This window comes from Pedococcus bigeumensis, assembly GCF_039531795.1.
Lineage (GTDB): Bacteria > Actinomycetota > Actinomycetes > Actinomycetales > Dermatophilaceae > Pedococcus > Pedococcus bigeumensis.
In genome coordinates, this window is the sequence record NZ_BAAAQS010000005.1 from 805,268 (window position 1) to 831,503 (window position 26,236).

Consider the following 26,236-nt stretch of genomic DNA (forward strand, 5'->3'; position numbering starts at 1 on the left):
TAGTAGCCGAGCCAAAGGTTGCCAAGGGGCTGCCATAACCCTTCAAGCAGAGCTGCCGTCGCCACAGTGAGGAAGCAAATGCCCATTTGGCACCAAATGTTGAAGAGATTCCCCCACTGTCTGGTCACCCGAGGACCCTATAGTCCTGATCGAGTCCAGGTGCTGCTGTTCGTCAGCAACCGGCGTTTCGATGGCTGGGGCTCTAAGAGGGGCGCCCTTGCGTCCTACCGCCGCGACTGGCACTTTGCCTCAACGCTGAGCTCTCAACCGATCTTTGCGTCGTCTGGTGTCGGGGCCAGCGCGACCACCGGAACGCCGGCTGCTGCAAGTCTCTGGACAAACTCCTCGACAGAAAACCAGTTCGGGTTGCCAGGGAGCGCCTCGTGACGGCACTGGTAGAGGGTCGTGGCCCACGTTCCATTCGCGATGCGGTCGGCAACCCGGCTGCCATTGAGTCCGCCCTGCGCGCCCATGTATGGCCACGTGGGATCTCCTGCCAGGTGCCGTTCGACAAGCTTCGCTCCAGCAAGGTCGCCGTCCTGGTATCCAGCCCACTTGCTGACCAGATCGGGGTATCGCCTCAGGGCCGTGGCCAGGACGCCTAGGAAGTAGCGCTGATCGACGTCAGCGTAGGCGTCCAAGAGTCGCTGCCACGTGATGATCGGTGTCCCTAGGTCAGGCATCGCCGCTGCGAGCGCCTCAGGAAGCAGGGCCCAATGCGCCAGCGTCACCTTGTCGACAGCCAGGTGGCCAGCAAGGTGCTCGCAGATTTTGTCCAACTGCGCCTTCTGCGCCGACAACTGCTTCACCAGGTCTGGCTTGCTGGGCCGATCGAACATCTTCGCCTCGAGGGCAATCAGGACTGGAGACGGCTCGGTGATGAGGATGACTATGTCCGGTGTGTCCTTGGCTAGCGCCGCCATTCCCGGGTACAGGCCTGCCGCCTTGCCGATCGCGGACTCGATGAGGCTGTACTCGGTGAAGAAGAGGACGGTGCAATCCTCCGGGTCGTCGCGCACCTCTACTTCGCCCAGGTGGAGCAAGTCCGGGCCCGCGAGCCGGTCCAAGTGGCGCATCGAGTCGGCACACAGGAGCGCCGGCAGAACCGTGCCGGTGTAGTAACGCTCTTTCCGATTCAGGGGCAAGGTCGTGTCCAGCAACTCATCCAGCGTGGCCATGCGTCCTCCTGGGCGTGAGTCTCATGCGACGCGACTATGCGCCACTAAGGCGGCCGCGTCTAGACACAACGGCCCGGCGAATGGCTGTCGGCCCCAGCGTGGGGACTGAGACACTGAGTTGCGCCACACCGCCGCCAGTCGGGCCGGACAACTCTCTAAGAGGCGCCCCCGCCAACCAGCTCCGTTCAGCACCGCACGAAACGCAACTCGTTCGCCTGGCGCTCAAGGGTTCTCGCCTGGTCCTCGAGTTCGGAGCGTCGGGGATCAAAGAGGTCCAGCGCATAACTCTGCTGGCGCAGTGTGCGCGCGACTCTCTCTAGCTCCATAGCTCGAAACAGGCCATCAGACTGCACGGCTCGGCATCTGGCTTCAGCCTCATCCGTGGCGTCGTCCAAACTGCGCTGCAGCTCGGATGGGTTCTCACCGTTCCAAGGAGGTGTGTAGTTCGAGCCGGAGCGGGCCAGCGGAGTAGCAGAACCGGTCGACAAGACCACGGTGGAGGTTACGACTGGCTGGTCGAGAGAGGGTGATTGGTCACCTGGATTGGAGCTCTTGCCCCAGACAAAGGCTGCGCTGATCAGGACAAGCAGACCCACGACTTTGGCCCCTGACCTCATCACCGCGCCCTTTCCCGTCTTGGAATGAACGTACTGGTGCCCAACTGTGGCGGCTTCCACCGAACGCCGTACACGGAATGTCCACGCACGGTGTGCGAAGTCCCCTTGGGCCCGACGCTCTGTACACCTGCCCTGCCCCTGCCGCAGAAACGGATCGGGGATTCGCGGGCGTGCGTCTTTTCGCCGCGGCTCCTCGCCCCCTGTACGACGGCCAGTGCTACAACAGCACGAGGAGTGGCCGGCAAACGGGCTGTTGGTAGCCGATGGATCGCTTCGAGCCGTTGTACAGACTCGACCAACGTGACTGGGCATCACATCTAGCGCATACTTCCCCCGTTGACCGGTCAGCCGTACGCGTCCTCCATGAGCGCCTACTGCCTAAGAAGGGAGCCCTGGCGGCGGCACGATGCCGTTCAACCAAGGAGCCACCTCCTCGAGCCCGAGGAACAGCCCATAGTTCTTTCCGTCGGCACCGTCCACGTGCCCTGTCACGACGCCCATCACGAGATCCGGAATGTCCATCCGGTACACGGCACCTCCGCTAAGCCCGGGAGGCCCTGGGAAACTGACTTCGTGAACTTGGTGGCGGCCGAAGTCGCCCGCACGGTGGAAGCTTTGGACGTACCCACGAAACAACCTCGGCTCTTGGGGAGCGGTGCCGATCGGCGTCGCAGGACCCGGGTACCCGAACGCTTGAATCGGTGACCCGATCCCGGCGACGGCAGACTGTCCCCAGAATGCGTACCGCGGACGAGCCTCCCCGGTTCTGCCAGTGGGTAGATCTGTCACATCTCGCAGAGTCCGGTCCAGACGAAGCAACGCAAGGTCCGCGGTCGGGTGCCGGTGAACCTCCACCACCTTCCTTTCCTCCCCTGCGAGAGGGAACCGAACAAGCAGTCCCTCCGGCGCGACACAGTGCTTCGCGGTAGCAACCAAGTCGTCCTCGCCGTACAGAAAGCAGGTGCCCATGAACCGGACCACGTCATCGTGTGCAAGCCCGAACATCACCCCCGTTGCATGCATCGGACTAAATAGCATGACCCCTCCAAACAAATCTCACAATGAGAACGTGACGTACTTCGTTGGCGTAAGAAGTACGTCTTCTAGATCGAACTGCAGCCTAAGGACTAGCCCGACGGCCAGCTCAGCGCTCGCCATTGTTGTTTCGCGCGAGGGGCGGCGGCCCTTGGCGCGAGGTGCGTCTTTCCGCCGCGACCGGACCAGCCTCATTGGCGGAGCACCGGGAGTGGCTTTCCTAGCTTCGGTTCAGTCCAAGCCGTTCTCGTGGAGCTGGCGCGAGGGTGACGGCCACCGCAATTTGTCGTAGGTCCAGCGCCGTATTGTCGAAGGTGAATCCGGCCAGACAGATATCCGGGAAGACCACCCATAGAAAAGTGTCCAAAACGGCGCCACGACGGGGATGGTGAGCACGTGCTCGATGGATTCGCTGGGACGCTGGTGGGGCCGCGGCGTTCTACGACGGGTGATGTACCCACATGGTGTCCATTTGGGCTTGGGTGACGACATGAGGATGAAGTCATGGCGCTTGCGCGCCGCCGTGATCGCAGCGCTCATGGTTCTAATGGGTGGCATGTCGACCCCAGCAATCGCTGGCCCTATCAAGGTGGACACGACGGGGGCGACGTTGCGCTACTTCGACCGCCTCCAGCAGTGTCCCAACTCATCGGTCAGTTCGATGTCCTGGATGGGCACCAGTGGTGGCGACATTCGTTTGGGCAATTTTGGGAAGAACGGTCAGGTTGTCAACGGGGATGCCGTGCTTGCGGTGGCGGCTGACCTGGGCACAGCCCCTGTCACGTCGCTCTATCTCCCAGGGGTGATAGACCCCACCACGGGCAGCTTCCTACATCTGACCCCAGACCGGCCGAGCGGGTCAGGCGCCGTCATCGGAGGGTCCGGTATCAACTGGAACAACGGCCTCGCTATCCAACCCGGGTTCACGACCGTCACCGAGGGCTACGGCACCGCGGTCGTCCGCTTTGCGCTTCTGACGCGCGACAACCAGTCTTGGACGAAAGCGCCCGGTGCCACTCTCCCGCTAAGCATCCTCGTAGGCTCGACGTGCCCTGCCTGGGGCACGATCGCCGAGGCGCGATTGACAGTCGGCGGCGGCGCCTGAATCGCGGCCAAGGAAATCGCTGCGCTGCGTCTTTTCGCCGCGAACCGCGCGGGCAGCCATGCTGCCTCATTCGGTGCCCAGACTGTTCCTCGCCTTAAGAGCTTCCGCTGTTGGGGTCGTACTCGGTCACATGGCGGAGAATCTCGTCAACGACCTCCGCCAGGGGCAAGTTCGCATTGATCAAGGTGCCTGTTCGGGGGATGTCCTCCTTGGTCTGATGCAGGCGAAGGACGAGCTCACGCTCTGCTGCTTGAGAACCCCCCTCGCCTAGTGGACGTTGCTCGAGCCGTTCGACCAAAGTTTCGAGGTCGACGTCCAAGACGAAGACGGCATCGAACAGATCGATGAACTTGGAGAAGTTGCGAGAGCCCCCGCAGAAGAAGGTGACCGGCTCCTGCTGGTCCGCCACCAACACTCGCACTCGCTCAACGTCCCAGATGTGATGTTCATGGTCCGCGGTCTGGGTGGATGCGCCGGTCTGGGGATCACCTTGGTAGGCAAGCTCCCGGTCACCCTTGATGGCATCGTGTCCCCGCCGCTCCAGTTCTCGGCACACTGAAGTCTTTCCTGTGCCGGAGACACCCTCGATCAGGAAGTCGCGTGCGCCCACCAAGGCAGTATTCAGCGTCCTCGGATAACGGCACAACGACCGCACCTGCCGCGGCCAGTTGGCGCGTCTTACCGCCGCCAGTCGGGCCGTTGGTGAAGTCGTTACATCGCGATGAGCGCGCCTGCGGACACGCTCTCACGCCAACGGCTACGGTCGGAGCTCCTTGAGCAGGACCAGATGCATCGCAGGTGACCAGAGCAGCGGCGCGGCGGTCGCTCCCCATCGCTTCCCCCCAAACGCCAGCATGTGCGGCGAGCACACATCGACGGCGACATGCTCAGGGAGGAACCCTTCGCTCGTGGCCGTTCCCTGAATCCAGGCCAACAGCTCACGCGCCTCTTCCACGTTGCCCTCGGCCAAGGCCACCCGCCCCAGAGACGCGGCCAGCAGGATCCACTGGCTGCCCCCGTAGAAGGAGTCGCCAAGGTAGCGGCGCACGCCACCGCCGGGCGCGCGCAACTCCTCGCGGACTCTCTTCACAGTGATCTGGAAGACGTCGCTGTCCAAGGGCACGAGTTCGAACGGCACGCCCAGCCAGAGCAGGGACCCGTCCACCCGCGTGTCGCCGCCGGCGGACCTGACGAAGCCGCTGGCCAGGGTGAACTCCTCGCCCAGCAGTCGCTGTCGGATGACTTCGGCCTGGCCACGTGCCGCACTCTCGCCGAGCAAATCCCCAGCGTCACGCAGCCCAGCCGACACCGCTGCCAGCGATGAGGTGTGCAACAGGCCGGGGTACTCCTCCCAGCAGTCGTAGCAGGGCGTCTCACCAACGCCCATCAGATACCGCACGACGAGCCGCATGGCGCGCTCGACTGTCGAATCCACACGACCGCCGTTGCGGCGCACGTGGTCGACGGCGGCCCAGAGCCAGAAGCCGTAGCAGTCGGTCTGGAAGTTGGGCCACTCGTGCGTGGGGTCGACTGGCTCCTCCTCACCAGCAAGGGTGAAGCGGGCCGGCGTCATCACACGCCCATCAACGGTGCCTGTTGCGACAGCGTCCAGCGCTTCATCTACCCGGTGCTCGTGCCGCAGGAGGGTTTCTGCCACCCAATGGTGCCAGCGCGCCGAAGCGTCGGGCCGACCACCGCGGTCCATGGCATAGGCGCACCAGGAACCGTCCCGCAACCATCCGTACCGATACACCTCGTGCACCGTGCTCGCCGGTATCGCCCCGTTGGGGACTGAGCGTCCACGAGAAGGTCAAGGCTGAATCGACCATTCAAGATCGCCGGCATGGACACATTGTCGCCGAGATGCCAGCCAGTGCCCGCTCATGCCGCTACCGTGCCGTGAGCGCCTTGTGCCTGACGTTGCGGAGTGCTGTTCTGGCTGCATGTACTCAGTCTGGGGCTCGAATTGCGCGGTCCGGGCCGCAGCGGTGGCGCTTTCGGCAGCGGTTTGGGTTTCTGGATGTTCTGGGAGCACACCGAGGAGCGACGGTGCGAGTCAGCCACAATCTGTTACTGCGCCGCCGACACCCACGCATTTCTCCAGATTGGGCTATAGGTTCATCGTTCCGGCTGGGTGGTCTGCACACGAAGGGTCGATTGACTGGGAAGCTGGTCCCGCCCACAAGGACCTGCCCGACGTTGATACGTTTCGGTCCAAAGACGGGGATCCATGGCTCGTTGTGCAAAGGCGTCGGCTCTCCGGACATCCTTCGTTGTCGGCATGGATCGCTGAGATGACCGCACGGAAGGACATCACTTACGGTGAGTGCGTCGCTCCGGAGCACGAGCGGGCCGCGACGCTGGGGGGCGAGGTTGCCCGGATGCGTGCATTTCATTGCCCGGTGGACGGGCCGAACGCCTTGGCCATCCAAGTCTTGACGACACACGACGGCTTCGGCTGGGTCGCTCTTTGCTATAGCGAGTCAGGAGAAAGCGGCCGCATAGCTGACGCCGAGCAACAGTGCTCTACATGGCTGCAGGAGTTCAGCTTCGCAAACTGAATCTGAACTCATCAACTGACACTCGCCGCAGGGCGGTTGCTGCGCCATCAGCTCATGGCGCATTCGCGCGGTGCGTCATACCGCCGCGAACCGGGGCGTCGAATGTTCACTCACTGCGCATGACCGGATCCGGCAAACTTGTCACTAAGTCACCGCGGGGTCAGGACTCTTCGACAGGTCGGATCTCCACTACTGGGTGTGCCCGCGTGAGGATTTGCGCGGCCTCCACAAGCTCGTCGTAGTCGTCGCAGGTGACGATGTAGAAACCGGACATCTGCTCGACAGTCTCCGCGAACGGCCCTTCGGTGATGAGCACGTTCGACTTCGGTCCGCGCTTGATCGTCCGTGCTTTGCTGCTGTGCGCAAGCCCGGCGCCACCGATCACGGCGCCGCCACCCGCCTTGAGCAGTAGGGCGAACTCGTGGTCGGTATCGAAGGTGGCTTGGTGATCGGACTCGGTTCCGAGCTCCCACTCCGCCTCGTTGTCGGCGGGGAACATGACGACGTAGTCGGTCACCACGCCTCCTTTCATTCAGGGTCTGATAACTACATGACGTTCGGGGCGGTCACCAATCGACATTCGGGTCGCAAACCTTCGGCCCGCCCCACGACTACACGGATGTACGCATCTGCCGCTGACCGCGAGGGTCCTGCCGATGAGAGGACGCCGGGACGGTAAGTCACCGCAGCTTGTTCCAATCCAAACGTCCGGTCCACGTGGGCGCTATCAGCAGCGCTGCTGCGAGGGCCCCCACCGCAAAGGCCCAGACAGAGAAGAAGTCTGGCCCCATGCGCGCATCGGCGACGTTGCCCGACGGATTGTCGGGGTCGTAGATCAACTCGGCCGCGTCGCCCACGCGCGGCTTTGGTTCCCAGCGGTAGTTGCCAACCTCCGCGGAGATCTCTCTCCCGCGGACATCCGGGAACCTCACGACCACGACATTGTCCCGCCGCTCGGTGTGAACCTCCAGGACCTCGCCGCTGGCCCGGACACCCTGGTCTCGTAGTGACGCGGCCGACTGATAAGTGATGACAAGCCCGATGAGGCAACCGATGGCGGCGACGACCAGGAGGGCCGATGCAATCCTTCGGCTGTTCATTAGCCGCGCGAACCCATTGGGCTTCCTCTGTGTCACGGGGCAGAATCTAGCCCGGCGACCAGCCAATGAGCGGTCATGCCGCGACGAGGACAAGCGTCTTCCCGCCGCCTAACCGCCTCCTCTGGCGTACTCAACGTCGAAGGTGGCCCGCGAGTGGCAGTCGTTCCGCAACCCTATTCGCGCGCTTCAGAACAAGAGATGGCATCGTCCTCTCGTGAGTCGCAGACTCCGCTCTCTGATCCGAGGCTGCTTCTTTAGCGAGCCCTCGCCGGGATAGTGATGGTCCGCGCGCCGCAAGTGCCGGACAGGATGCTCGAGAGCTTGCTGCGCTCCGCAGTGTCCATCGTCAGCCGCCATCGGTACTTGACCTGCACCCAGTAGATCGCGTAGAGGCACCGGGAGGACGACAACGGAGGCAGCCACTGGGCCGGATCAGACGCGCCCTTGGACGAGTTGAGGTTGTCCGTGATGACGTTCAACTGGGGGTAGTAGAGGTCGTTGGCGTAGCGGTGGCGGTCCGTGCTGCTCCAGTAGCGGGCGCCCGAGCCCCACGCTTCGGCAAAAGCGACGTGGTGGTCGATGTCGACGTCGGAGGGGTTGGTCCAGGTGCGTCCGTCCCACTTGGAGATCCACTTGCCCGACTTGACGTAGCAGTGGCTGCTCGAGGTCTAGGTAACCGGCACCCTTGACTCGGAGATGAGGACCTCGGCGCGGGTGTTCTGGCAGTCGCCGTTTGCGTCGATCCAGTCCTGGAACTTCGCCCTGTCATAGCCCGCGTTGTACTCGGACGCCACGCCAATCTTGAACAGCAGCGACCTGGCGGTCGTGGTGGTTGCCTCAGCAGGGGCGGCAGCTCCAAGAGCCACGCCGGCTGAGATGAATGTCGCCAAGAGGGCGGCGATCAAGCGGCGCGAAGTCACACGTACAGCGGAGCACAATCAACACCCGGACGTCCTCCAAATCGGGGAAATGGCACCCTCCCTGAGGCGAGAGGGGAGGAACCGCGGCCCGGGCGTTTCCGTGTCACCCCTGCACCGGGCCGCAGCGCATCCCTGCTGGCCGCGACCCGAGGGAGGGCACGAGGGGGATCGGAACCTCAACCACGGGCCGCGGTACCTACATCGATACCCGTTCAGGCTGCTCGGCAAACGCGCAGGTCAACGGCTTGATCTGGCTTGCGCCGTTCCGTTCGGCACGCACGGTTCCCGGTCTAGAGTTGGCGGTGCGGGGTTCCCTTCCTGGCACACCCGAGCCGGTTCTTCGCACACGTCTTGAGGAGCATGAGGTGCCTAACGAACTCGATCAGACGTGGCAGTTGTTGGACGACTTCGCTGAGGTCGCGCGCCTCCTCGCAGTCACACCGCTGACCCTGACATCGCCGATACCGTGTGCGAGTTGGCGTTGAGGACCGTCGGCGGGGATCACGCGTCGATCACGAGCATTCGGGCGGGCCACTTCACGACGGTCGCGGCTACGAGCGAAGTGCCTGAGCTTGCGGACAAGATCCAGTCCAAGGTCGGTACCGGTCCGTGCTTGGATGCGATCCGCGAAAGCGACACGGTCCGGGTCGACGACCTAGCGACTGACACTCGCTGGCCCCGGAGCCTCCCGTTACACCCGAGCTCCGAGGTCTGGTGCCTTGTACCCCGTTCAGCGCGGGACATGCGCCCGCGCGATCCGGCGTCACGCTCGCCGTGCCGCATGTGGTTACCCCCAAGCGTCGGGGGAGCGACCGCAGATGCCAGCATCAACGGGCCGCGCCACCCGCTTCCTTCTGCGCCCGGTCCATGAAATACACCGCGAGATCCGCCAGCCGGGCACCCATGCTGGCCGCGATGCGACGCAAGCGCCTCTCCGCCGAATACCTGCTCAACCCAAGATGCCTGGAGCTTGTCTTGCCTTGAGCCAGGGCGAAGTCTGGCTCTTCGACTTTGAGGTCAAGTGCCAGGCTCTGCAGGAGCTGCACCAGTAGGACCCCGTCGGAGTCTTCCGATCAAGTGACCGGCCGGCCCCCTGGATCGCGTGAAGGGCGCGCTCCGCAGCCCACTGACTTGGATGGGACTTCTTCGAGCAGTCGAGCACCGCGACCATTCCTCAGTGCTCAGCTGGCTCATATCCAGCCCGGCACGGTGGGTTCGCGACTGACGGCGCTCGGCCCGGTTCAGAGCAATGTCCGTGTCCGTCTGACAAGGGAAGGTTAGCTGCCAACGTCTTGCAAGGGCCAGCAGGCGCGTGCAGCCATGTTGAGTCTTTCCGCCGCCTGTCGGGTGTCGCTCTTCCGCGGCTGGGGCGTCACCACCGAACCTGCCCAGCGGGGCGCCGGCTAGTTTGTCGCTGGGACGGGCGCGTCCGTTATCGGTGCGCCAAGCGGCTCGCCTGTGGGCACCCAGATGTGGGCACCGGGTGCTGTCTCCGGGGTGAGCCAATGGTTGCTGTGAGAGAGGTCGAGGGCGCTGCTCAGCAGCGCGTGCGTGGCCGGTGATGGGTCCGCAACACGCCAGGCGAGGGACCACGGGTAGGCGGGTTGGGCCTCCTTGGGCTGGTACACGGGTAGCCCGATGTCGGCGTAGCGGTCGGCGTAGCTGCGGAACTCCAGGTAGCGGGCTTCGGGGGTGGCGCGCGCGACGTGGACTAGGCAGTGGCTGAACGCGCCCGGTGTGCCCAGCCAACGCATGGTGATGCCGAAATGCTCCTCGAACGCGGTCAGGTACTGTCCGTGCGCGTTGTATCGCCCTGACTCGGGTGGGTCACCGAACACGTGCAGGGGGCGCTCGTGCAGGGACGCGGTCTGTTGGGGCAAGTCGCCTGGGGCGCCGACGAGCACCAAGGGTTCAAGCCGAAGCGGCTGGTGTCGCCATCCGGTCGGGTGCTGGGCGAGCATGTGGGGCGTGACGCGCAGGATGGCCACGTCCAGGCGGTTCGCTAGGAGTGCCTCGAGCTGGCTGATGCTGTCCATGGTGTGTTCGAGAACTTCGACGTCGGGGTGCGCCCGAATGAACTCGTCGGCGACCAGTCGGCTGGTGTCGAGCTCGAAGATGTGCGCGATGCGTACGACGTCGCCCCGTGGTGGTTGGGCCATGCTCGCCGCGATGGCGAGCAGTTGGCGTGCATCGTCGAGGAATCGCTGTCCGCGCGGGGTGAGGGTGACGTGGCGGGTGTCGCGCACCAGAAGAGGCGCCCCGACTTGCTCCTCCAGTTTGCGGATCTGCTTGGACAGGGCCGGTTGGCTGATGTACAGGTTTGCGGCGGCTCGCCCGAAATGGAGCTCGTCGGCGACCGCGACGAAGTAGCGAACAAGGCGTAGGTCAAAGTCCATCCGGGTCACCGCCAGTGTTCCGAGCGCGCCCCCGTAGTTCGGGCCGCACGTGCGTCAACGGTAGACCCGGCGGCCGGACGAATGCAGGGTTGGCGGTTATCAGTCGGGCCGATACAGGTCTTGGACGCAGGCTGTCGTGGGGGTGTTTCGTGGCAGGCATGCCCGGCCACCGGCGCCACCACGATGGCAAACCGCCACGTGCGCACCAGGACTCGCAAACCAGCGGCGAGCGCTGGTCGGACCTTCCACCCGGCCAGCACGCGGTGGCAACGCTGCCGGAGGTGAGCAGGGGCCCCGTCCCGACGATCGAGCTGGAGCAATGGACAGTCACCGTCACCACCGAGCGCGGCCAGCTCGCCGCATGGGACTGGGCCGAGCTGAACGCGCTGCCCCAGGTGCCGTTCGAGACGGACGTGCACTGCGTCCAAGGATGGTCGCTAATCGGCAGCAGTTGGGAGGGGGTGCCGGTGCGGCTGCTGCTGTCCGGCCTGGACACGTCAGCGTCGTATGCCGTCGCGACCGGCGCCGACAGGTACCGGGTCTGCCTTCCGGTTGACGACCTGCTCGAGATGCCCACCTGGGTCGTGCTCCGGCATGCCGGGCACCCGCTCAGCCCGGCGCACGGGGCCCCGGCCCGGCTCCTGGTGCCCCACCTGTACCTGCACCAGAGCGTGAAGTGGCTGACCGACCTCGCCCTGACCGACCGCGACGTCCCCGGCACCCCAGCCGCCCTGGGCCTGCACCCGTACGGCGACCCGTGGCGTCAGCAGCGCTACCGCGACCAACCCCGGACTCTCACCCCAACCCTTGACCACTCCACAACACCACCCGAGAGGTGACCATGAACGTCCACCCGAAACCGCGTCGTCGGAGCCTGCTTGTCGCCGTCGCCGCCATCGCTGCGCTCGCCGCGGCGGCCCTGCCCGCCCAGGCCACCTCCGGTGTGACGACCGCCGCCAGAAGCGCGGGGTCGACGGCACCGACCGTCGTCCTGGTCCACGGCGCGTTCGCCGCCCCCACCGCCTGGGACGAGGTCAACGCGTCCCTGCGCAAGGACGGGTACGCCACAGCAGTCCCGGCGCTCGGGCTGCAGTCGGTCGCCGCCGACGCCCAGATCGTGGCGGCCACCCTTGACGCCATCCCCGGCCCGAAGGTCCTGGTCGCGCACTCCTACGGCGGAGTGGTCGTGTCCAACGCGGCCACCGGTCGCAGCGACGTCACCGCGCTGGTGCTCACCGCCGCATATCTGCCTGCACAGGGGGAGTCCATCGGCAGCCTGTCTCAGGGGTACACACCACCCGCCTTTCTCGCGCCACCGTTCCCACCCGGCCACCTGCTCATCGACGCGACCGGTTCAGCCATCATCGACCCGGGGTTCTTCCGCGCCGACTTCGCCCAGGACCTCAACCCCAAGCTGGCTGCCCACATGGCCGACGCCCAGAACCCGGTCAACCTGGGCGTCCTGTTCACCCCATCCGGCCCGCCGGCGTGGGCAACCGTCCCGTCCTGGTACGCCATCTCCGGCGCGGACCGCATCATCGACCCGGCGCTCCAGCGCGCCATGGCCGCCCGTGCTGGCTCGACGACCGTCACGTTCGACGATGCCAGCCACGCAGGCGGGTTCACCCACTATGCCGCCCGGTTCACCAAGCTCATCGAGCAGGTCGCGTCCACGGCGGCGACGTCATGACCGGCCGCCCCGTCGTCTTCGTCCACGGGCTGTGGCTGCACGCGACCAGCTGGACACCGTGGATGGACCTGTTCCGCGACCAGGGCTACCAGCCCATCGCACCGGGCTGGCCCGGCGAGCCGGACACCGTCGAAGAAGCCCGCAACCACCCCGAGCTGGTCGCCGACACAACCATCGACGCAGCCACCGAGCACTTCGCGGACATCATCGCCGACCTTGACGACGTCCCGGTCCTGGTGGGGCACTCGTTCGGCGGTCTCATCGTCGAGAAGCTGCTCGGTGAAGGTATCGGTGCCGGCGCCGTCGCGATCGACCCGGCCCAGATCAAGGGCGTGCTGCCACTCCCCCTGGCCCAGCTGCGCGCTGGCCTGCCCGGCCTCGGCAACCCTGCCAACCTGCACAAGGCGGTGTCGCTGACAGCCAAGGAGTTCCGGTTCGGGTTCGGCAACGCGCTCAGCGAGGAAGAGTCCAACGCCCTGTACGAGAAGTGGACCATCCCCTCACCGGCGCGCCCCCTGTTCCAGGCCGCGGCGGCGAACTTCGTGATGCACTCCCAGGCGGCGGTCGACACCGCGAACCAGACCCGTGGGCCCCTGCTGCTCATCTCCGGGACCGCCGACCACACCGTGCCAGACGTCGTGACCCGCTCCACCCTCAAGCAGTACCGGGACTCCGCCGCGGTCACCGAGCTCAAGCAGTTCGAAGGCCGCGGGCACTCGCTGACCATCGACGCCGGGTGGCCCGAGGTCGCCCACGCGGTCCTTGACTGGCTCAAGACGAACGGGCTGTAAGTCGTGGACCTCGAACTGCACGGCAAGGTCGCCGTCGTCACCGGCGCCAGCAAGGGCATCGGGCTGGCCATCGCGGCGGCCCTGGCCGCGGAGGGCGCGTTCGTGGTCGCCGGCGCCCGCGACGCCACGGCCGGGCTCGACGACCTGGCCGCCGGCGGACGGGTCCGACCGGTCAGCGTGGACCTCGCCACACCGCAAGGCCCGCAAGCCTTGGTCGAGGCAGCCGCCGACCTCGGGCGTCTGGACATCGTGGTCAACAACGTGGGGGCCGTGACCCCGCGCCCAGAAGGGTTCCTGACCATCACCGACGAGCAGTGGTTGGCCTCGCTGACGTTGAACCTGCTCGCGGCCGTGCGCACCACCCGCAGCGCCCTGCCCCTGATGTTGGACCACGGCGGTTCCATCGTGACTACCAGCTCGGTGAACGCGTTCCTGCCCGACCCGCTCGTGCTCGACTACAGCGCCGCCAAGGCGGCCCTGACCAACTTCTGCAAGGCCCTGAGCAAGGAGGTCGGCCCGCGCGGCATCCGCGTCAACACGGTCAGCCCCGGCCCGGTCGCCACCGACCTCTGGCTGGGTTCGACAGGGGTCGCGCAGACCGTCGCCAAGGCCAGCGGCGCAAGCCCGGACGCCGTCGCAGCGTCAGCCGCCAGTGCGGCAGCGACCGGACGGTTCACCCGCCCCACCGAAGTCGCCGACCTTGTGGTGTTCCTGGCCAGCGCACGCGCAGCGAACATCACTGGGGCCGACTTCACCATCGACGGAGGTCTCATCACCACCCTGTAGGCCAGTTCCCGTCGGGACGGGTTGGACCCGCACGGGTGCGCCGGGGAAGCGAGATGAGATTGCTGGTCCGCTGCCCTCGGCTGTCACGCGAGGGCTGATGGCGGGGATTCCGAGACTGCGACGAGGGGTCGACGCTGAAGCCCAACGGGCATGCAATGCGTCGACGCTACCCTGGCGCGAATGACCCGAGCTTCAGGCCCTCGACCGTGGTTCGACCGGCTCTCAACGACCGCGGTCTGGGCGGCGCGTCTTTCCGGCTCCCTTCTGTTGTCAACTGGTGCGTTCGAGGTGTCTCTTCAGTGGCGTGACGGTGCGGCGTAGCGTCAGTGCTGCGGGTCCGAGACGTGGCTGGTCCGAAGTGTCGGTGTGCGGGTGTGAGCCGGCCGCGCTGGATTGAAGTGACGCCCCGCGGTGCCCTCCCGGACCCGCCTCGACGGCTTTCGATCGGCTTGCTGCCGCGTCGGCGACCAGCTGCCGAAAGATGGCGTCGGAGATGCGGCGCATCCGCCGGTTCCCGGCCAGGGAAAGGCGGTGCCGGCTGTGCTCCCCGGAGGACGCGTCGAGGGGTGCGGTGCCGGTCCAGGACGCGAACCGGTTGCGGTCAGCGAACCGGGTGACATCCCCGACGTCGGCCAGCACTCGAGCGGCGACGGGTCCGACTCCGCGCAGGTCCATCAGGTGTGACCCCCGTTCGAGCACGATGGCCTTGAGCTCTGCCGTCGACTTCTTGATCTTGGCCTCGACCGCGACCAGCTCGGCCAGCTCCTCCGCGGCGATCCGGCGGCGGGTCTTGCCGGCGATGTCGCGGGGACGGACGGTGGCCAGCATGGTCTTCGCCTGGCCGGTGGTGATGTCCTTCTTCGCCTGTCCCGGAAGGAGTTCGGCCAACAACGCCTGAAGTCGAATCGACGGTCTGGACCCGTCGCCGGGTGAGGGCTTCAGGGCGGTCGGTGAGCATGCGCAGTGCCTCGAGCTCGCCGTCGAGCTGCAGCACCCGCAGGGTGGGGTCCGTACCGCGACGACCGCGATCGAGTGCGCGTCCCGGGCGTCGGTCTTGCGGTTGTGGCCGGTGTCGAACAGGCGAACCCGGGCGGCCAGCTTGGCCGGCACGTCGACAACATGTTCGCCATCTTCGAGCAGTCGCTGCGCCAGCGGCCGCCCCGCACCGTTGCGGCTTCGACCGCCCACACACGGTCCGGCCACCCGGCAACGTACTTGCGCATCGCCGCGTAGCCGGCTCGTTCGGTGGTGAACCGTCCTGAGCCCAGCAGGTTCTCGTGATGGTCGACGACCTCGATCGTGGCCGACAACTTGTGTGGATCGACCCCGATGACCACGTGCTCCGCGTGTTGCATGTGCTGCTCCCGCCTGCGCTCGTTCCCAATGTGGACGGCGAGGTGGGCATTGCTCTACGAGCAGGGCATTCCCTTCTTGAGCCACGCCTCGTCACGGTGACCGGCGGGCCGCAGACCGAAAGAGAGCCACACCAGTTCAACCGGTGGGCAGCCGCATGGAGAGCTGCCCGCCGATCACCTGGACCGAGTCTGGCCAGACGCCGGCCCTATAGGAATCGTCTAGTAGGCTCCTGCCGACCGCCGGCATCGCGGCACATCCGGTACGTGACTCACCCTGATGTCCGGTGGAGCTCAGGTGGCGCGGTCCGGCGCACCCGCGGACAGATGGGTCTCGCCATGCTGTCGGAAGCAGGAACATCACGAGGCATGGGCCGGCCCGAGCGACATTCGCTCTCAGGCAGACCCGACAATCCCCGTCGCGCACGGTGTCGGTGCCGGTCTAGGCTGCACCAGAGGGCTGGAGGCCGGCATGCACCCGTCGTTCCTGGAGCGTGACCACCAGGTCGACGCGGTGATCGGGTACGCGGCCGAGGCCGGTGCCGGCACCGGGCGCCTTGTGCTGGTGCAGGGTGAGGCCGGCGGTGGTAAGTCGACACTCCTTGAGCGGGTCGAGGTGCGCATTCCCGACGCGACTTGGCACTGGGGCGCCTGCGACGGCCTGTTCACACCGCTCCCCCTGGCGCCGCTGCGCGACATCGCCGCGAGCATCGGTGGCCCCGTTCTCGCGGCGTCGCTGGCCGACGGGTCCCGCGAGGCGCTCTTCGCCGCGCTCCTCGATGCGGTGCGCACCGACCCAGGCCTCACGGTGCTGGCGTTCGAGGACGTGCAGTGGGCCGACGAGGCGACCCTCGACCTGCTGCGCTTCCTCGGCAGGCGCATCCAGAAGGAGCGGGCACTTCTGCTCGTCACGTTCCGCGAGGAGGACTCGGCGTCGTCGAGCACCCTGCGCAAGGCGCTCGGCGAGCTGGCGAGGCAGCGCGCGACCCGCAGGGTCACCCTCGCTCCACTCACGCTGCGTGCGGTCACCCAGGTCGTCGCGGGAACCGGCCTCGACCCGGTCGAGGTGCACCACCTCACCGGCGGTAACCCCTACTTCCTCGCCGAGGTCGTGGGAAGCGCGGACGGCGGGCTCCCGGCATCCGCGCGCGAGGCAGTGCTGGCCCGCGCGGAGCACCTCGACCTGACCCCCCGGCACCTGCTCGACGTCGCGGCACTGGCCGGCAACCGCGTCGACCCAGCGCTCCTCGCGGCCGTGACGGACGCGCCCGAGGCGGCCTTTGCGTCCCTCGTCGACGCCGGGCTGCTCGTCACCGACGGGCGCGCGCTGCGGTTCCGTCACGAGATCGCCCGCCTGTCGGTCGCGGATGCCGTGCCCGAGCCACGGCGCACGACCCTCCACGGGCGCCTCCTCGCCGCGCTGCTGGACCGCGGGGACGGTGACGACTCACGGCTCGCCTTCCACGCCGGCGGCGCGGGTGATCTGCCGGCCGTGGTGCAGTACTCCCGGGCAGCGGCCACACGCGCCGCCGCGCTCGCCTCGCACCGGGAGGCCGTGGAGCACCTCCACCGGACCCTCTCGGCTGCGACGCGCCTCGGCCTGGAACCACGTAGCCGCGCCGAGGTGCTCGACGACCTGTCCACCGAGCTGGGGCTGCTCGACCATTGGGAGGAGGCCGAGCACTGGCGGGCCGAGGCGATCGGCCTCTGGCAGGGCCTCGACGACCCGCTGCACGAGGGCAACTCGCGGCGCATGCACGCTCGCGCGCTGTCCCGGCTGGCGCGGGGCGCCGAGGCCCGGCAGGCTGTCGACCAGTCGCTCGCCGTGCTCGAGCCCCTCGGGTCGACGCCCGCACTCGCGCGCAGCGTGGAGTACCTCGCGGCGGTGCAGTGGCACGACGGGGCGAACGCGGAGGCCATCGAGACGTGCGACCGCGCCGCGGCCCTCGCGCAGCATCTCGACCTGCCCGATGTGTTCAGCGACGTGCTGAACACCCGCGCCTGCTCGATGATGTCGCTCGACCAGGACTGGGTGCCGACGATGCGGCGTGCTCTGGCGGTCGGCCTCGACGCCGGGTGCGACGAGCAGGTGGGCCGGGCCTTCATGAACTACTACGGCGGGCTCGTCGAAGCGGGGCGGATCGACGACAGCGAGGAGGTCTTCGCGGCCGGCATGGCGTTCTGCGAGGAGCGCGAGGTCCTCACGGCGGGCCACTTCCTGCGCTCGAACCGCGTCACCGCGCTCGAGGAGTCGGGGCGGTGGCTGGAGGCCGTGTCGGCCGGCCGGACCCATCTCGAGGACCCGTCGGTCTCGCCGGTGCGCCGGATGGGTGCGCTGCTCAGCCTGGCCCGGATCGGCGTGCGGCGCGGGGACGCCGACGCGGCGGCGCTGCTCGACGAGGGCCTCGCCAGTGCCGAGGGCACCCGCGAGCCGCAGTGGCTCGTTCCCTTCCGTCTGCTCGACGTCGAGCGGCAGTGGCTAGGCGGCCACCTCGAGCGGGCCGGGGCCGCCGCGTCGGGCGCGCTTGCTGCTGCCGCGCTGGCGCCGCTCGACAGGCGCTTCGGGGGAAGCACCGCGGTGTGGGCCCGCCGGTTAGGCCTGCCGCACCCCGAGCCGTCGGCGGTGCCGGAGCGGTGGGCGCGCGAGCTGCGCGGCGACGTGGCCGGTGCCGTCACCGGGTGGGATGCCGTGGGCTCGCCGTACGAGGCGGCTCTTGTGCTCGCGTTCTCACCGTCGGCCGACAACCAGGTCGAGTCGCTGGGCCGGCTCGACGCACTGGGCGCGACCGCGGTGGCGGCCGTCGTGCGGCGCCAACTGCGCAAGGCCGGCGTGCGGTCAATGCCGGGCGCGCCACGGGCGACCACGCTCGAGCACCCGGCCGGCCTGACCAGCCGCGAGCAGGACGTGCTCGTGCTGCTCGGGCAGGGGCTGAGCAACGACGAGATCGCCGCCTCCCTGGTCATCTCGAGCAGGACGGTGGCGCACCACGTGTCGGCGGTGCTCGCGAAGCTGGGAGTGTCCGGTCGGCGGGACGCCGTGGCCCAGGCGCGCAGGCGTGGCCTGCTCCCGCCATCCGGCATGGGTGGGGGCCGGCCGCGCGGTAGGTGAGCCGAGGCTGCAAAGCCCGTGAGCGGCATCCCAGACGGTTGTGGGCAGGCCCGCGGACAACACGGGTAGCGGTATGGGCTAGATGGGCATCGATGGCCCATCTCCCGGTCGCGGCGCGCGCTTAGCGTCGTCGGTGTCAAAAAGACACAAACCCCAAAGGAGCACCACATGCCACTGTTCATGGACGTCCACCACCTCGACGGCGGGGTGGCCCTCGGCGACGTCGCCAACGCCCACAAGGCCGACCTCGAGAAGCAGGGAGCACACGACGTCAGCTACCTGCGGTACTGGGTCGACGAGGGCCAGGGGAAGATCTTCTGCCTCGTCGAGGCACCCTCGGCCGACGCAGCCCACACTGTGCACCGCCAGGCGCACGGGCTCGTGGCCGACGCGATCTACCAGGTGCAGGAGGGCTCCTGATGCGGGCCCGCCTGGCCGCGGGCCTCGCGGCGACCGCCCTGACCGGTTCGGTGGTGGCGGCGATCGGCGCAGGGGCCGGGTCGGCGTCGGCCTACGACCGGTCACCACGTCAGGACGGCTTAGCGGCCGCCCGCGCGGCGACGGCCAAGTACCACGACATCAGGAAGGCCACCGACTTCACCGAGCTCGACGACGCCGCCGGCATCGCCTGCATCGACAACCCGGCCGGGGGCATGGGCGTGCACTTGGTGAACGGCTCCCGACTGGACTCGGTGCTCGACCCGGCACTGCCCGAGGCCCTGGTCTACGAGCCGCAGGCCGACGGGTCGATGAAGCTCGGGGCGCTCGAGTACGTCATCCTCGCCTCGGACTGGAAGGACCCCGGCGCGCCGAAGCTGTTCGGGCAGTCGTTCGAGTACCAGCCCGGGCCGGGTGAGGCGAACCAGAACCGGTTCGGGCTGCCGGCGTTCTGGGAGCTGCACCTGTGGGTGTGGAACGAGAACCCACGCGGCATCTTCGACGACTGGAACCCGAAGGTGAGCTGCACGAACGCCTGAGGGGTCGAGCGGCCCCGCCGGGTGGTGGGCGGGATCGCTCGACCCTCGAACGCGGATCTCCGGACGGGGTCCATGACCCCGTCCACCGGGCGCGCTCAACGACCAGCGGTAACGGCCCAGCGACGGGCCGTGCAACGGTGGCGTGGCAGAGAGTCTGAAGTCGCGTGGCCACGGTATGTCCGGGGCAGGGTTACCTCGACAAGGGAGTGGTGTAGTGAACAGGACAATGGCCGTCCTCAGGCGCCGCCGGTTCGCCACCGTCATGGTGGGCGAGGGACTGTCGATGATCGGCGATGCCGCCTTCGAGATCGCGCTCGCCTGGACGATCCTGCGGTCCACCGGTTCGGTGGCCGCGCTTGCGGGCGTGCTGCTCTTCCACGCAGTCCCGCGCGGTGTGCTGCTGCTGCTGGGCGGAGCCGTCGTCGACCGGCGCTCACCGCGGTCGGTGATGATCGTGACCCACGGCCTGCGAGCCGCCGCGCTCGCGGTGTTGGCGGTTGCCGCGGCCTCGGGCCCTCTAGCCCTGTGGCAGCTGGCCGCCCTCGCGCTCACGATGGGGGTGTCCGCGGCGTTCTTCGGACCGGCATCCGAGAGCATTGTGCCCAGCCTCGTCGAGGAGGACGAGCTCGCCCAGGCCAACGCCGTCCGCGGGGTCTTCGAGCAGACGTCTCTCATCGTCGGGCCGGTCATCGGTGGCGCCCTGATCACGGTCGCGGGCATCTGGGTGGTGGTGGGCTTCAATGCCCTGACTTTTGCGGTCGCCGGACTCACGGTACTGGCGGCCCCGAGAACCGTTCGGCGCGGCGCGAAAGCGCCCTCCGCGACCGAGATCCTCCGACAGATCGCCGAGGGCATAGGGCACGCTCGACGGTCCCACGAGGTGCGGCTGGTACTGATGGTCATCTCGGCCGCCACCTTGAGCTACAGCGGCGTCTTCGCCGTCGGTCTGCCGGTGCTGGCCACCTCGTTCGGGGGGGCTGGCACTCTCGGGCTCATGGTGGCCGGGTGGGGGGCCGGCCAGCTCACCGGCGCACTGACCGCCGCCGTCACCGGCCTCCCCCGACGATGGGGGTTGCTGATCATCGGGATGACCCTCGTGGAGGCTGCCATGTTCACGACGCTCGGGTTGGTCCCCTCCGCCTGGGCCGCGGCCGCGTTGCTGTTCGTCGTGGGCATAGGCGTGGCGTACAGCAGTGATGTGGCGCTGCCGACGTTCATCCAGACCCAGACCCCGAGTCAACTCCTTGGCCGAATCAACTCGGTCATCGGCCTTCCCCGAGTGGTGTTCGAACCCGTCTCCATCACCATCCTCGGGCTCGCGTTGTCCCGCTCGGCCTCATGGGGTTTCGCGCTCGCAGCCCTGCCAGTCCTCGTTGCCGGCACCGTGCTCGCACTCGACCCGCGGGCCCGCGCGCTCAGCACGCAGCCGGCCGTGCTGTAAGTGTTGGACGCGGAGACGCCGGCGGGGAGCTCGCCGTGAGCGGTCACGGCGCGTCCAACACCGGCGGGAACGATTGCGCGCCTTGCGGCACGTGAGTGCGGTTCACTCAGCCGCGCTCAGGTACCCACGTCACCGCGCTGCGCCGCCGGGCGATGTGCTGGAGATCCGCGACGAGCTCCGCCTCGCCATCGTTACCTGGACCGAGTGCACCCACCACCACCGGCGACGGCATCGCGCCTCGGCAGGCTCACCCCGGTCGGGTTGTTGACCATCAACCGTGCCGCTCACGCGTACTGAACCACCAGACCGGCAGTGTCGACCGAACCTTCAGCAGCCCCGGCTGATGCCTGAAGGGTGCCACTTTCCGCCAAGGGCTACCCACGTGTCGACGGTTCGGCTCACCGCCCTGCGTCCAGAGCTCCACGCGAGGGCGCAGACCTGCGTCTAATCGCCGCTTCGAGGCCGGGGCTACCGTCGTTGGGTCCGAGTGCCTGACCGCGGTGGCGGCGGGCGGGGTCGGGCCGTTCATGCTGTCGCCGCATGAGGTGAAGCCATGTCGGAGTCAACAGTTCTCTTGCCCTTTCAGCCCGCATCGATGTCGACCGCGCAACTCGCTGCGGTGTCGTACTTGGCCCGTTACTCCGGGCACACGCATGCCTTGTACGAGTACCAGCTCCGGGAGTGGTTTTCGTGGTGCGAGGTTCACGGCCTCGACCCGCTCGTGGCCGTCCAACGCGCACACGTGGAGTTGTACATTCGACAGCTCGGTGACCGCGGGCTGATGGACTCCTCGGTGGTCACCATGATGCACGGCGTGCGGGGCTTCTTCCGGTTCGCGCATATTGACGGCCTGATTCCGTCCGACCCAGCTGTCTACGCGAGGCTGCCGAAGGTGCACCGCGACGAGTCGCGCACTCAGGGTCTGGACCGACTCGAGCTGATCCGGTTCCTGCAGGTCGCGCAGACGATCACCGTCCACCACGGCGCGTTGGCGTTTCTGTTGGGCATCAATGCCCTCCGCGCCTCAGAAGCAGCTGCCGTCCGGATCCAGGACTACGCCGAGACTCTGCGCGGACATCGGGTGCTGCATCTGGTCGGTAAGGGCAACAAGCCAGCCACCATGCCGATCACCGTTCCGGTGCTTCGCGTTCTTGAAGCCTGCCGCGGAGAACGGACCAGCGGGCCCCTGATTCTGCGGCCGCTCACGGGCAATCCCGTCGACCGGAGGGATGTCTATCGAATGGTCGCGAGGGTGGCGAAGGCTGCCGGCATCCCGCGACACATCAGCCCGCATTCGCTGCGGCACGCCGCAATCACCAACGCCCTAGACGCCGGCGTCCCGTTACGCGATGCCCAGATCCTCGCTCGCCACGCCGATCCCAGAACGACCGATCACTACGACCGCGCCCGCGGCAACCTTGACCGACATGGCGTCCACTTCCTGACGGCCTACGTCGCCGGCGTCTGATCGCACCAGGCTCGATGCACCATTCTGTAGTACATCGTCAGACAATGACGTACACTGCCGGAGTGGGTGAAGAGATCTGGTGGGACGCCGATTCCGTCGCCTATATCCGCTCCCGCGGCCAGCGATACGCCGATGGTGTCGGAATCGAAAGGGAATGGACTGAGGAGGTCGTCGGACGTGGACCTCTTGGCTTTGGAACCGGACCCGAAATCCCGGATCGGAGCGTCTCGGTTCATCGGCCATTCCCAATCTGCCGGGCGGGTGCTTGTCGTGATCGCCTACCGCGACCTCGACGGTGACCTGCACGGCATCAACGCATGGCCGGCCACGGGGGCAGACCTAAGGCTCTATAGGCAAGGAGACGACGATGGCAAAGACGATTGATCCAGCACTGGCTGAACGGCTCCGGCGCGAATCCGAACAAACCAAGGACGACGCCTACCCCGCGGACTCTACGGGCCGGCGGCCAAACCGCCAGAAGGTGTACTCCGTCCGACTCAGCGCCGAGGAAGAAGCCGAGGTTCAAAGAGTCGCAGCTGCCAAGCACCTGCCTGCATCAACACTGGTCCGGTCGTGGATCCTGGAACGACTCGACCGAGAACACTCCGCCTGACCTGCCCCACTCCGCCGCGCGGAGTCGCCTAGCCATTCGTGGTGGCGGATTGGATCAAGGCAAGAAGCTCCCGGTCGGGACTGACATGTCGCTGGTACAGCGGGCCGCATGGAACCCTCGACAACCGCACAGATAAATCGAGCAGGTCTAGGTCCTGCTGGTCCGCGCGGTAGGCACGTGCCAGGTGCGTGAACTCATTCATCGACCCGATCAGGCTCCTGCTCTCAGTGGTACCCACGCGGTAGTCGACCATTCCGCTGCACTCCTTGGCGATCACGGCCTCATCGACGCGGTGTCGGCGAAGGACGGCAGCCAGCGAGGTCGGGAAACGTTCAAGCAGTGTCGATGCCGGCGCCATCGGCACGATCACCGGCAGCAACGTGGTCTCACTGACCAGCAGCGCAATCTGACGTGGGCGCCACGGCAGCACGGTGGCGTACCAATCGCCCAGCATGGTCGTAGACCTTTCCGCGTCGGCTGCCACTGGTCCGGAGAGCCGCATCAAGAACTTGCGGGTGCCCCGGACGATGACCACGCAAGCCATCATCCTCTGCTTTGCCGACGGGCGCACACACGCGTCTATCCGCCGCGACTGCTCAACCCAGAATGCCCGGAACTTGGCTTTGCCTTAAGCCATGGCGGAGTCTGGCTCTTCGACTTTGAGGTCAAGTGCCAGGCTCTGCAGGAGCTGCACCAGTAGGACCCCGTCGGAGTCTTCCGATCAGGTGACCGGCTGGATCCTTGGATCGCGTGAAGGGCGCGCTCTGCGGCCCACTGAGTTGGATGGGACTTCTTCGAGCAGTCGAGCACCGCGACCATTCCTCAGGGCGCGTGCTCAGCTGGCCCATATCCAGCCCGGCACGGTGGGTTCGCGACTGAAGTCGCTCGGCCCGGTTCGGAGCATGTATGTCTCCGTCTGACAAGAGAAGGTTAGCCGCCAACGTCTTGCAAGGGCCAGCAGGTGCGTGCAGCCCTGTTGAGTCTTTCCGCCGCTTGCCGACGTGGCATGAGGGGTGCTCTCGTTGGCGGTCCCGCCCATCCGCGGGTGAAGTAGCCTCCGTAGATGGGCGACGCCGCCGAACGAAGTCCCGAAGATCTCTTTGCGGGCCTTCCTGAAGTCGTCGCGATATTCCGCAAGGTTCAGCGGGCCGTATTCACGATTGGCGAAGCGTCTGTGGCGGTATCAAAGAGCCAGGTCGCATTCCGGCGTCGCAAGGGCTTTGCGTACGTTTGGCGTCCTGGGCAGTACATCCACAGTGATGTGCCGGCGGTGCTCTCCATCGCGCTGCCTCATGAGGTCAGGTCCGATCGCTTCAAGGAAGTCGTCCACCCGTCGACGAACGTGTGGATGCATCACCTCGAGCTACACACCCCTAGCCAGATCGACGACGAGGTTCGCGGATGGCTCGAAGAGGCGTACGCCAACGCCGGCTGAGCCATCGCATACCGACGCACGGGCAGGAACTGCGTTTTACCGCCGCGAGCGGGGCAACGCGATATGCACTCTCTTGCCGATGTGCGTGATTCGCCAAGCTGTAGCGAGATGTGCCAGTCACGGACGCATCGGCCGTGGTGGCCGCGCAGCCCGCAGAGGATTCAGCGTGCACCTCCGCCACGCCACGCTCGTACGCCCCCATGTCGACGGCGGGGGAATCAGCCGGGCGGGGCAGGATGGGACAATGCATCGCGGCCTGTCTGTCACCGTCACCTCCGTTCTCCGGCTTGCGCTGGCGACCGCAGTGGTGTCCGCTTCCGTGGTCCTCGTGGGCGGCTCGGCGGTCTGGAAGATGGAGCGCGACCGGCCTGGCACCACGTTCCGCACCTGGGGCGACGGCGTCTGGTGGGCTCTGACCACGATGACGACGGTGGGCTACGGCGATCACGTGCCCGAAACCACGTCCGGACGGGTCATCGCTGCGATGATCATGGTCATGGGCGTGGCAGTCCTTGGCGCGGTGGCGGCGGTCGTGGCGCTGATCTTCGCCGCGGCCGTCGCACGCCGCGAGGAAGGCATCCTGGAGGCCGAGGGGAGGACTCTGGAAGCGCGCCTCGAAGCGCGGTTGGGCGCGCTCGACGCACGCTTGGCACGTATCGAGGAGCACCTACAACGGCGCATCCCTGATGACGACACTCGCGGGCGATGATGCGAGGCTGCGCCAGAGTAGGGTCCGGCCCGCCATATCTCGCCCGGACGCCGGCGGCAGCCGTGCACGAATGCACTCTCATGCCGCGAAGCGGTGTGTTTTCGGGCGCGCCGCCCAATGGTGGACGGCGCCTCTCGATCCCCCGGGCGTGCGTGCCTAGGTCAGGAAGTCCTTCAGCCAGCCCGGCTGTACGACGGCGAGCGTGACCATCGTGGCATCGATGGCTACCCCCAGGACCAGTTGCGTGTCCCAGTACGCCACGAGCAAGACGAAAGACAGACCGCCGGCGAGGACGGCCAGGACCGGCCACGCGGCGGTAAGGCCCGGTACACCCCATATGGCCAGAGCCAGCGCTGCCGACGCCACGATGACGGCCGCGATCAGGGCCACCGCCACGTCCTGGCGCGCCGCCTCGGGAACCAACCACGAGCGCTGGGTCGAGAACTGGGTGACGTCCGGCACCAAGTACAGCAAGTGCACCAGGCCATGAGCAAGGAACAGGACTCCCGCAACGATGCGTACGACGACCATCGGAGCGCCTCCTCCATCTCACCGTGAAGTCCGGTCCACACCCATCTGAGCAGGGCTTCCCAGGGGGAATCAGGGCCAAAGGACCCGTTGTCCTTGCGGGCATCCCTCGCTCAGCCCCGATGAAGTCGGTGCACGCCACACGAGAGCGGTCATACCGCCGGGTACGCGGTCTGAAGTGCCCGAATTTGCGCCCAACGCTTCTTGCCATGATGGCGCGGATCGCGGCGGCGAGGTCCTGTGCCAGCGGGGGTGCGGCGATAGCCGTGCCAGTGAATGTCCCTCGCCCGGTATGGCGAAGCGCACTTACGCGCAGGTGTCGGCACCCATACCATCAAGGCATGGTGTGGCGCTTCAACCCGCCGCCGGACTGGCCTCGTCCGCCATCCGACTGGACCCCTCCAGCCGGATGGCACCCGGACCCG

Annotated in this window: 28 protein-coding genes; 15 read left to right on the forward strand and 13 right to left on the reverse strand. The window is 67.0% G+C overall.

What is annotated here, in order from left to right:
• Nucleotides 1–263 precede the first annotated feature (263 nt).
• Together ABD262_RS19410 and ABD262_RS19660 are read right to left on the reverse strand one after the other, a co-directional pair.
• The gene (locus ABD262_RS19410; RefSeq protein WP_344139886.1) at nt 264–1,178 is read right to left on the reverse strand and encodes a hypothetical protein; all 915 of its coding nucleotides are present in this window, start codon (nt 1,176–1,178) and stop codon (nt 264–266) included.
• A gap of 995 nt (nt 1,179–2,173) precedes the next feature.
• Nucleotides 2,174–2,833 (reverse strand): S1 family peptidase, encoded by a 660-nt coding sequence (locus ABD262_RS19660; RefSeq protein ID WP_425564911.1) that lies wholly within the window; start codon nt 2,831–2,833, stop codon nt 2,174–2,176.
• A 487-nt stretch (nt 2,834–3,320) separates the two neighbouring features.
• On the opposite strand from ABD262_RS19660, the gene ABD262_RS19415 reads away from it, so the two are divergent.
• Complete coding sequence (locus tag ABD262_RS19415) at nt 3,321–3,935, forward strand: hypothetical protein (protein WP_344139889.1); 615 nt, start codon at nt 3,321–3,323, stop codon at nt 3,933–3,935.
• A gap of 94 nt (nt 3,936–4,029) precedes the next feature.
• On the opposite strand, the gene ABD262_RS19420 is transcribed toward ABD262_RS19415, so the two are convergent.
• A complete protein-coding gene (locus ABD262_RS19420; protein ID WP_344139892.1) occupies nt 4,030–4,545 on the reverse strand; it encodes an AAA family ATPase in 516 nt (171 codons plus the stop codon).
• A 147-nt stretch (nt 4,546–4,692) separates the two neighbouring features.
• The gene (locus ABD262_RS19425; protein WP_344140069.1) at nt 4,693–5,712 is read right to left on the reverse strand and encodes a glycoside hydrolase family 15 protein; all 1,020 of its coding nucleotides are present in this window, start codon (nt 5,710–5,712) and stop codon (nt 4,693–4,695) included.
• A gap of 517 nt (nt 5,713–6,229) precedes the next feature.
• Between ABD262_RS19425 and ABD262_RS19430 the strand changes: the two genes are divergently transcribed.
• A complete protein-coding gene (locus ABD262_RS19430; RefSeq protein ID WP_344139895.1) occupies nt 6,230–6,496 on the forward strand; it encodes a hypothetical protein in 267 nt (88 codons plus the stop codon).
• A gap of 160 nt (nt 6,497–6,656) precedes the next feature.
• Here the strand turns inward: ABD262_RS19430 and ABD262_RS19435 are convergent, their stop codons facing one another.
• The 4 genes from ABD262_RS19435 to ABD262_RS19450 all read right to left on the reverse strand — a co-directional run bounded on the left by ABD262_RS19435 (nt 6,657) and on the right by ABD262_RS19450 (nt 8,501).
• The gene (locus tag ABD262_RS19435) at nt 6,657–7,013 is read right to left on the reverse strand and encodes a YciI family protein (protein ID WP_344139898.1); all 357 of its coding nucleotides are present in this window, start codon (nt 7,011–7,013) and stop codon (nt 6,657–6,659) included.
• 163 nt (nt 7,014–7,176) lie between these two features.
• Nucleotides 7,177–7,632: a DUF3592 domain-containing protein gene (locus ABD262_RS19440; protein ID WP_344139901.1), complete on the reverse strand. Its 456-nt coding sequence runs from the start codon at nt 7,630–7,632 to the stop codon at nt 7,177–7,179.
• Nucleotides 7,633–7,850: 218 nt separating this feature from the next.
• On the reverse strand, nt 7,851–8,075 hold the full coding sequence (locus ABD262_RS19665) for a hypothetical protein (RefSeq protein ID WP_425564913.1): 225 nt from the start codon (nt 8,073–8,075) through the stop codon (nt 7,851–7,853).
• Between the two features lie 189 nt (nt 8,076–8,264).
• Nucleotides 8,265–8,501 carry a hypothetical protein gene (locus ABD262_RS19450; RefSeq protein WP_344139903.1) on the reverse strand — a complete coding sequence of 79 codons (237 nt, stop codon included), beginning with the start codon at nt 8,499–8,501 and terminating at the stop codon, nt 8,265–8,267.
• Between the two features lie 469 nt (nt 8,502–8,970).
• Between ABD262_RS19450 and ABD262_RS19455 the strand changes: the two genes are divergently transcribed.
• Nucleotides 8,971–9,387: a GAF domain-containing protein gene (locus tag ABD262_RS19455; RefSeq protein ID WP_344140075.1), complete on the forward strand. Its 417-nt coding sequence runs from the start codon at nt 8,971–8,973 to the stop codon at nt 9,385–9,387.
• On the opposite strand, the gene ABD262_RS19460 is transcribed toward ABD262_RS19455, so the two are convergent.
• Together ABD262_RS19460 and ABD262_RS19465 are read right to left on the reverse strand one after the other, a co-directional pair.
• Entirely contained in the window at nt 9,344–9,562 is a 219-nt protein-coding gene (locus ABD262_RS19460) for a hypothetical protein (protein WP_344139906.1), read from the reverse strand. The genes ABD262_RS19455 and ABD262_RS19460 overlap by 44 nt on opposite strands.
• 357 nt (nt 9,563–9,919) lie before the next feature.
• On the reverse strand, nt 9,920–10,912 hold the full coding sequence (locus ABD262_RS19465; protein ID WP_344140079.1) for a LysR family transcriptional regulator: 993 nt from the start codon (nt 10,910–10,912) through the stop codon (nt 9,920–9,922).
• Nucleotides 10,913–11,193: 281 nt separating this feature from the next.
• On the opposite strand from ABD262_RS19465, the gene ABD262_RS19470 reads away from it, so the two are divergent.
• Genes ABD262_RS19470 through ABD262_RS19485 form a run of 4 tightly spaced genes read left to right on the forward strand, consistent with a single transcriptional unit; the run spans nt 11,194 to nt 14,179 of the window.
• Complete coding sequence (locus ABD262_RS19470) at nt 11,194–11,751, forward strand: molybdopterin-dependent oxidoreductase (RefSeq protein WP_344139909.1); 558 nt, start codon at nt 11,194–11,196, stop codon at nt 11,749–11,751.
• A 2-nt stretch (nt 11,752–11,753) separates the two neighbouring features.
• Nucleotides 11,754–12,602, forward strand: coding sequence for an alpha/beta fold hydrolase (locus ABD262_RS19475; protein ID WP_344139912.1), 849 nt, complete (start codon nt 11,754–11,756; stop codon nt 12,600–12,602).
• Nucleotides 12,599–13,393 (forward strand): alpha/beta hydrolase, encoded by a 795-nt coding sequence (locus ABD262_RS19480; RefSeq protein ID WP_344139915.1) that lies wholly within the window; start codon nt 12,599–12,601, stop codon nt 13,391–13,393. The genes ABD262_RS19475 and ABD262_RS19480 overlap by 4 nt, the downstream gene beginning before the upstream one ends.
• 3 nt (nt 13,394–13,396) lie before the next feature.
• On the forward strand, nt 13,397–14,179 hold the full coding sequence (locus tag ABD262_RS19485; RefSeq protein ID WP_344139918.1) for an oxidoreductase: 783 nt from the start codon (nt 13,397–13,399) through the stop codon (nt 14,177–14,179).
• 270 nt (nt 14,180–14,449) lie between these two features.
• Here ABD262_RS19485 and ABD262_RS19490 read toward each other — a convergent pair whose 3' ends face one another.
• Nucleotides 14,450–15,067 (reverse strand): transposase, encoded by a 618-nt coding sequence (locus tag ABD262_RS19490; protein ID WP_344139921.1) that lies wholly within the window; start codon nt 15,065–15,067, stop codon nt 14,450–14,452.
• A gap of 936 nt (nt 15,068–16,003) precedes the next feature.
• On the opposite strand from ABD262_RS19490, the gene ABD262_RS19495 reads away from it, so the two are divergent.
• The 6 genes from ABD262_RS19495 to ABD262_RS19520 all read left to right on the forward strand — a co-directional run bounded on the left by ABD262_RS19495 (nt 16,004) and on the right by ABD262_RS19520 (nt 23,139).
• Nucleotides 16,004–18,640, forward strand: coding sequence for an ATP-binding protein (locus ABD262_RS19495; RefSeq protein WP_344139924.1), 2,637 nt, complete (start codon nt 16,004–16,006; stop codon nt 18,638–18,640).
• 168 nt (nt 18,641–18,808) lie between these two features.
• On the forward strand, nt 18,809–19,060 hold the full coding sequence (locus ABD262_RS19500; protein ID WP_344139927.1) for a DUF4242 domain-containing protein: 252 nt from the start codon (nt 18,809–18,811) through the stop codon (nt 19,058–19,060).
• Nucleotides 19,060–19,617 carry a hypothetical protein gene (locus tag ABD262_RS19505; protein WP_344139930.1) on the forward strand — a complete coding sequence of 186 codons (558 nt, stop codon included), beginning with the start codon at nt 19,060–19,062 and terminating at the stop codon, nt 19,615–19,617. The genes ABD262_RS19500 and ABD262_RS19505 overlap by 1 nt, the downstream gene beginning before the upstream one ends.
• 226 nt (nt 19,618–19,843) lie before the next feature.
• Complete coding sequence (locus tag ABD262_RS19510) at nt 19,844–21,058, forward strand: MFS transporter (protein WP_344139933.1); 1,215 nt, start codon at nt 19,844–19,846, stop codon at nt 21,056–21,058.
• Nucleotides 21,059–21,653: 595 nt separating this feature from the next.
• Entirely contained in the window at nt 21,654–22,526 is an 873-nt protein-coding gene (locus ABD262_RS19515) for a tyrosine-type recombinase/integrase (protein WP_344139936.1), read from the forward strand.
• Between the two features lie 367 nt (nt 22,527–22,893).
• Nucleotides 22,894–23,139 (forward strand): hypothetical protein, encoded by a 246-nt coding sequence (locus ABD262_RS19520; protein WP_344139939.1) that lies wholly within the window; start codon nt 22,894–22,896, stop codon nt 23,137–23,139.
• 28 nt (nt 23,140–23,167) lie between these two features.
• Here ABD262_RS19520 and ABD262_RS19525 read toward each other — a convergent pair whose 3' ends face one another.
• Nucleotides 23,168–23,674, reverse strand: a complete 507-nt coding sequence (locus ABD262_RS19525; protein WP_344139942.1) for a DUF6933 domain-containing protein — start codon at nt 23,672–23,674, stop codon at nt 23,168–23,170.
• Nucleotides 23,675–24,202: 528 nt separating this feature from the next.
• Here ABD262_RS19525 and ABD262_RS19530 point away from each other — a divergent pair.
• Together ABD262_RS19530 and ABD262_RS19535 are read left to right on the forward strand one after the other, a co-directional pair.
• On the forward strand, nt 24,203–24,574 hold the full coding sequence (locus tag ABD262_RS19530) for a DUF5655 domain-containing protein (RefSeq protein ID WP_344139945.1): 372 nt from the start codon (nt 24,203–24,205) through the stop codon (nt 24,572–24,574).
• Between the two features lie 244 nt (nt 24,575–24,818).
• The gene (locus ABD262_RS19535; RefSeq protein WP_344139948.1) at nt 24,819–25,283 is read left to right on the forward strand and encodes a potassium channel family protein; all 465 of its coding nucleotides are present in this window, start codon (nt 24,819–24,821) and stop codon (nt 25,281–25,283) included.
• A gap of 156 nt (nt 25,284–25,439) precedes the next feature.
• Here ABD262_RS19535 and ABD262_RS19540 read toward each other — a convergent pair whose 3' ends face one another.
• Nucleotides 25,440–25,814 (reverse strand): hypothetical protein, encoded by a 375-nt coding sequence (locus tag ABD262_RS19540; protein ID WP_344139951.1) that lies wholly within the window; start codon nt 25,812–25,814, stop codon nt 25,440–25,442.
• Nucleotides 25,815–26,236 lie beyond the last annotated feature (422 nt).

Coding starts and splice junctions, on each gene's coding strand:
- ABD262_RS19510 (WP_344139933.1), top strand. CDS start 19,844: ATGGCCGTCCTCAGGCGCCGCCGGTTCGCCACCGTCATGGTGGGCGAG.
- ABD262_RS19415 (WP_344139889.1), top strand. CDS start 3,321: ATGAGGATGAAGTCATGGCGCTTGCGCGCCGCCGTGATCGCAGCGCTC.
- ABD262_RS19500 (WP_344139927.1), top strand. CDS start 18,809: ATGCCACTGTTCATGGACGTCCACCACCTCGACGGCGGGGTGGCCCTC.
- ABD262_RS19515 (WP_344139936.1), top strand. CDS start 21,654: ATGTCGACCGCGCAACTCGCTGCGGTGTCGTACTTGGCCCGTTACTCC.
- ABD262_RS19480 (WP_344139915.1), top strand. CDS start 12,599: ATGACCGGCCGCCCCGTCGTCTTCGTCCACGGGCTGTGGCTGCACGCG.
- ABD262_RS19475 (WP_344139912.1), top strand. CDS start 11,754: ATGAACGTCCACCCGAAACCGCGTCGTCGGAGCCTGCTTGTCGCCGTC.
- ABD262_RS19495 (WP_344139924.1), top strand. CDS start 16,004: ATGCACCCGTCGTTCCTGGAGCGTGACCACCAGGTCGACGCGGTGATC.
- ABD262_RS19465 (WP_344140079.1), bottom strand. CDS start 10,912: ATGGACTTTGACCTACGCCTTGTTCGCTACTTCGTCGCGGTCGCCGAC.
- ABD262_RS19535 (WP_344139948.1), top strand. CDS start 24,819: ATGCATCGCGGCCTGTCTGTCACCGTCACCTCCGTTCTCCGGCTTGCG.
- ABD262_RS19530 (WP_344139945.1), top strand. CDS start 24,203: ATGGGCGACGCCGCCGAACGAAGTCCCGAAGATCTCTTTGCGGGCCTT.
- ABD262_RS19505 (WP_344139930.1), top strand. CDS start 19,060: ATGCGGGCCCGCCTGGCCGCGGGCCTCGCGGCGACCGCCCTGACCGGT.
- ABD262_RS19660 (WP_425564911.1), bottom strand. CDS start 2,833: ATGCTATTTAGTCCGATGCATGCAACGGGGGTGATGTTCGGGCTTGCA.
- ABD262_RS19540 (WP_344139951.1), bottom strand. CDS start 25,814: ATGGTCGTCGTACGCATCGTTGCGGGAGTCCTGTTCCTTGCTCATGGC.
- ABD262_RS19520 (WP_344139939.1), top strand. CDS start 22,894: ATGGCAAAGACGATTGATCCAGCACTGGCTGAACGGCTCCGGCGCGAA.
- ABD262_RS19430 (WP_344139895.1), top strand. CDS start 6,230: ATGACCGCACGGAAGGACATCACTTACGGTGAGTGCGTCGCTCCGGAG.
- ABD262_RS19410 (WP_344139886.1), bottom strand. CDS start 1,178: ATGGCCACGCTGGATGAGTTGCTGGACACGACCTTGCCCCTGAATCGG.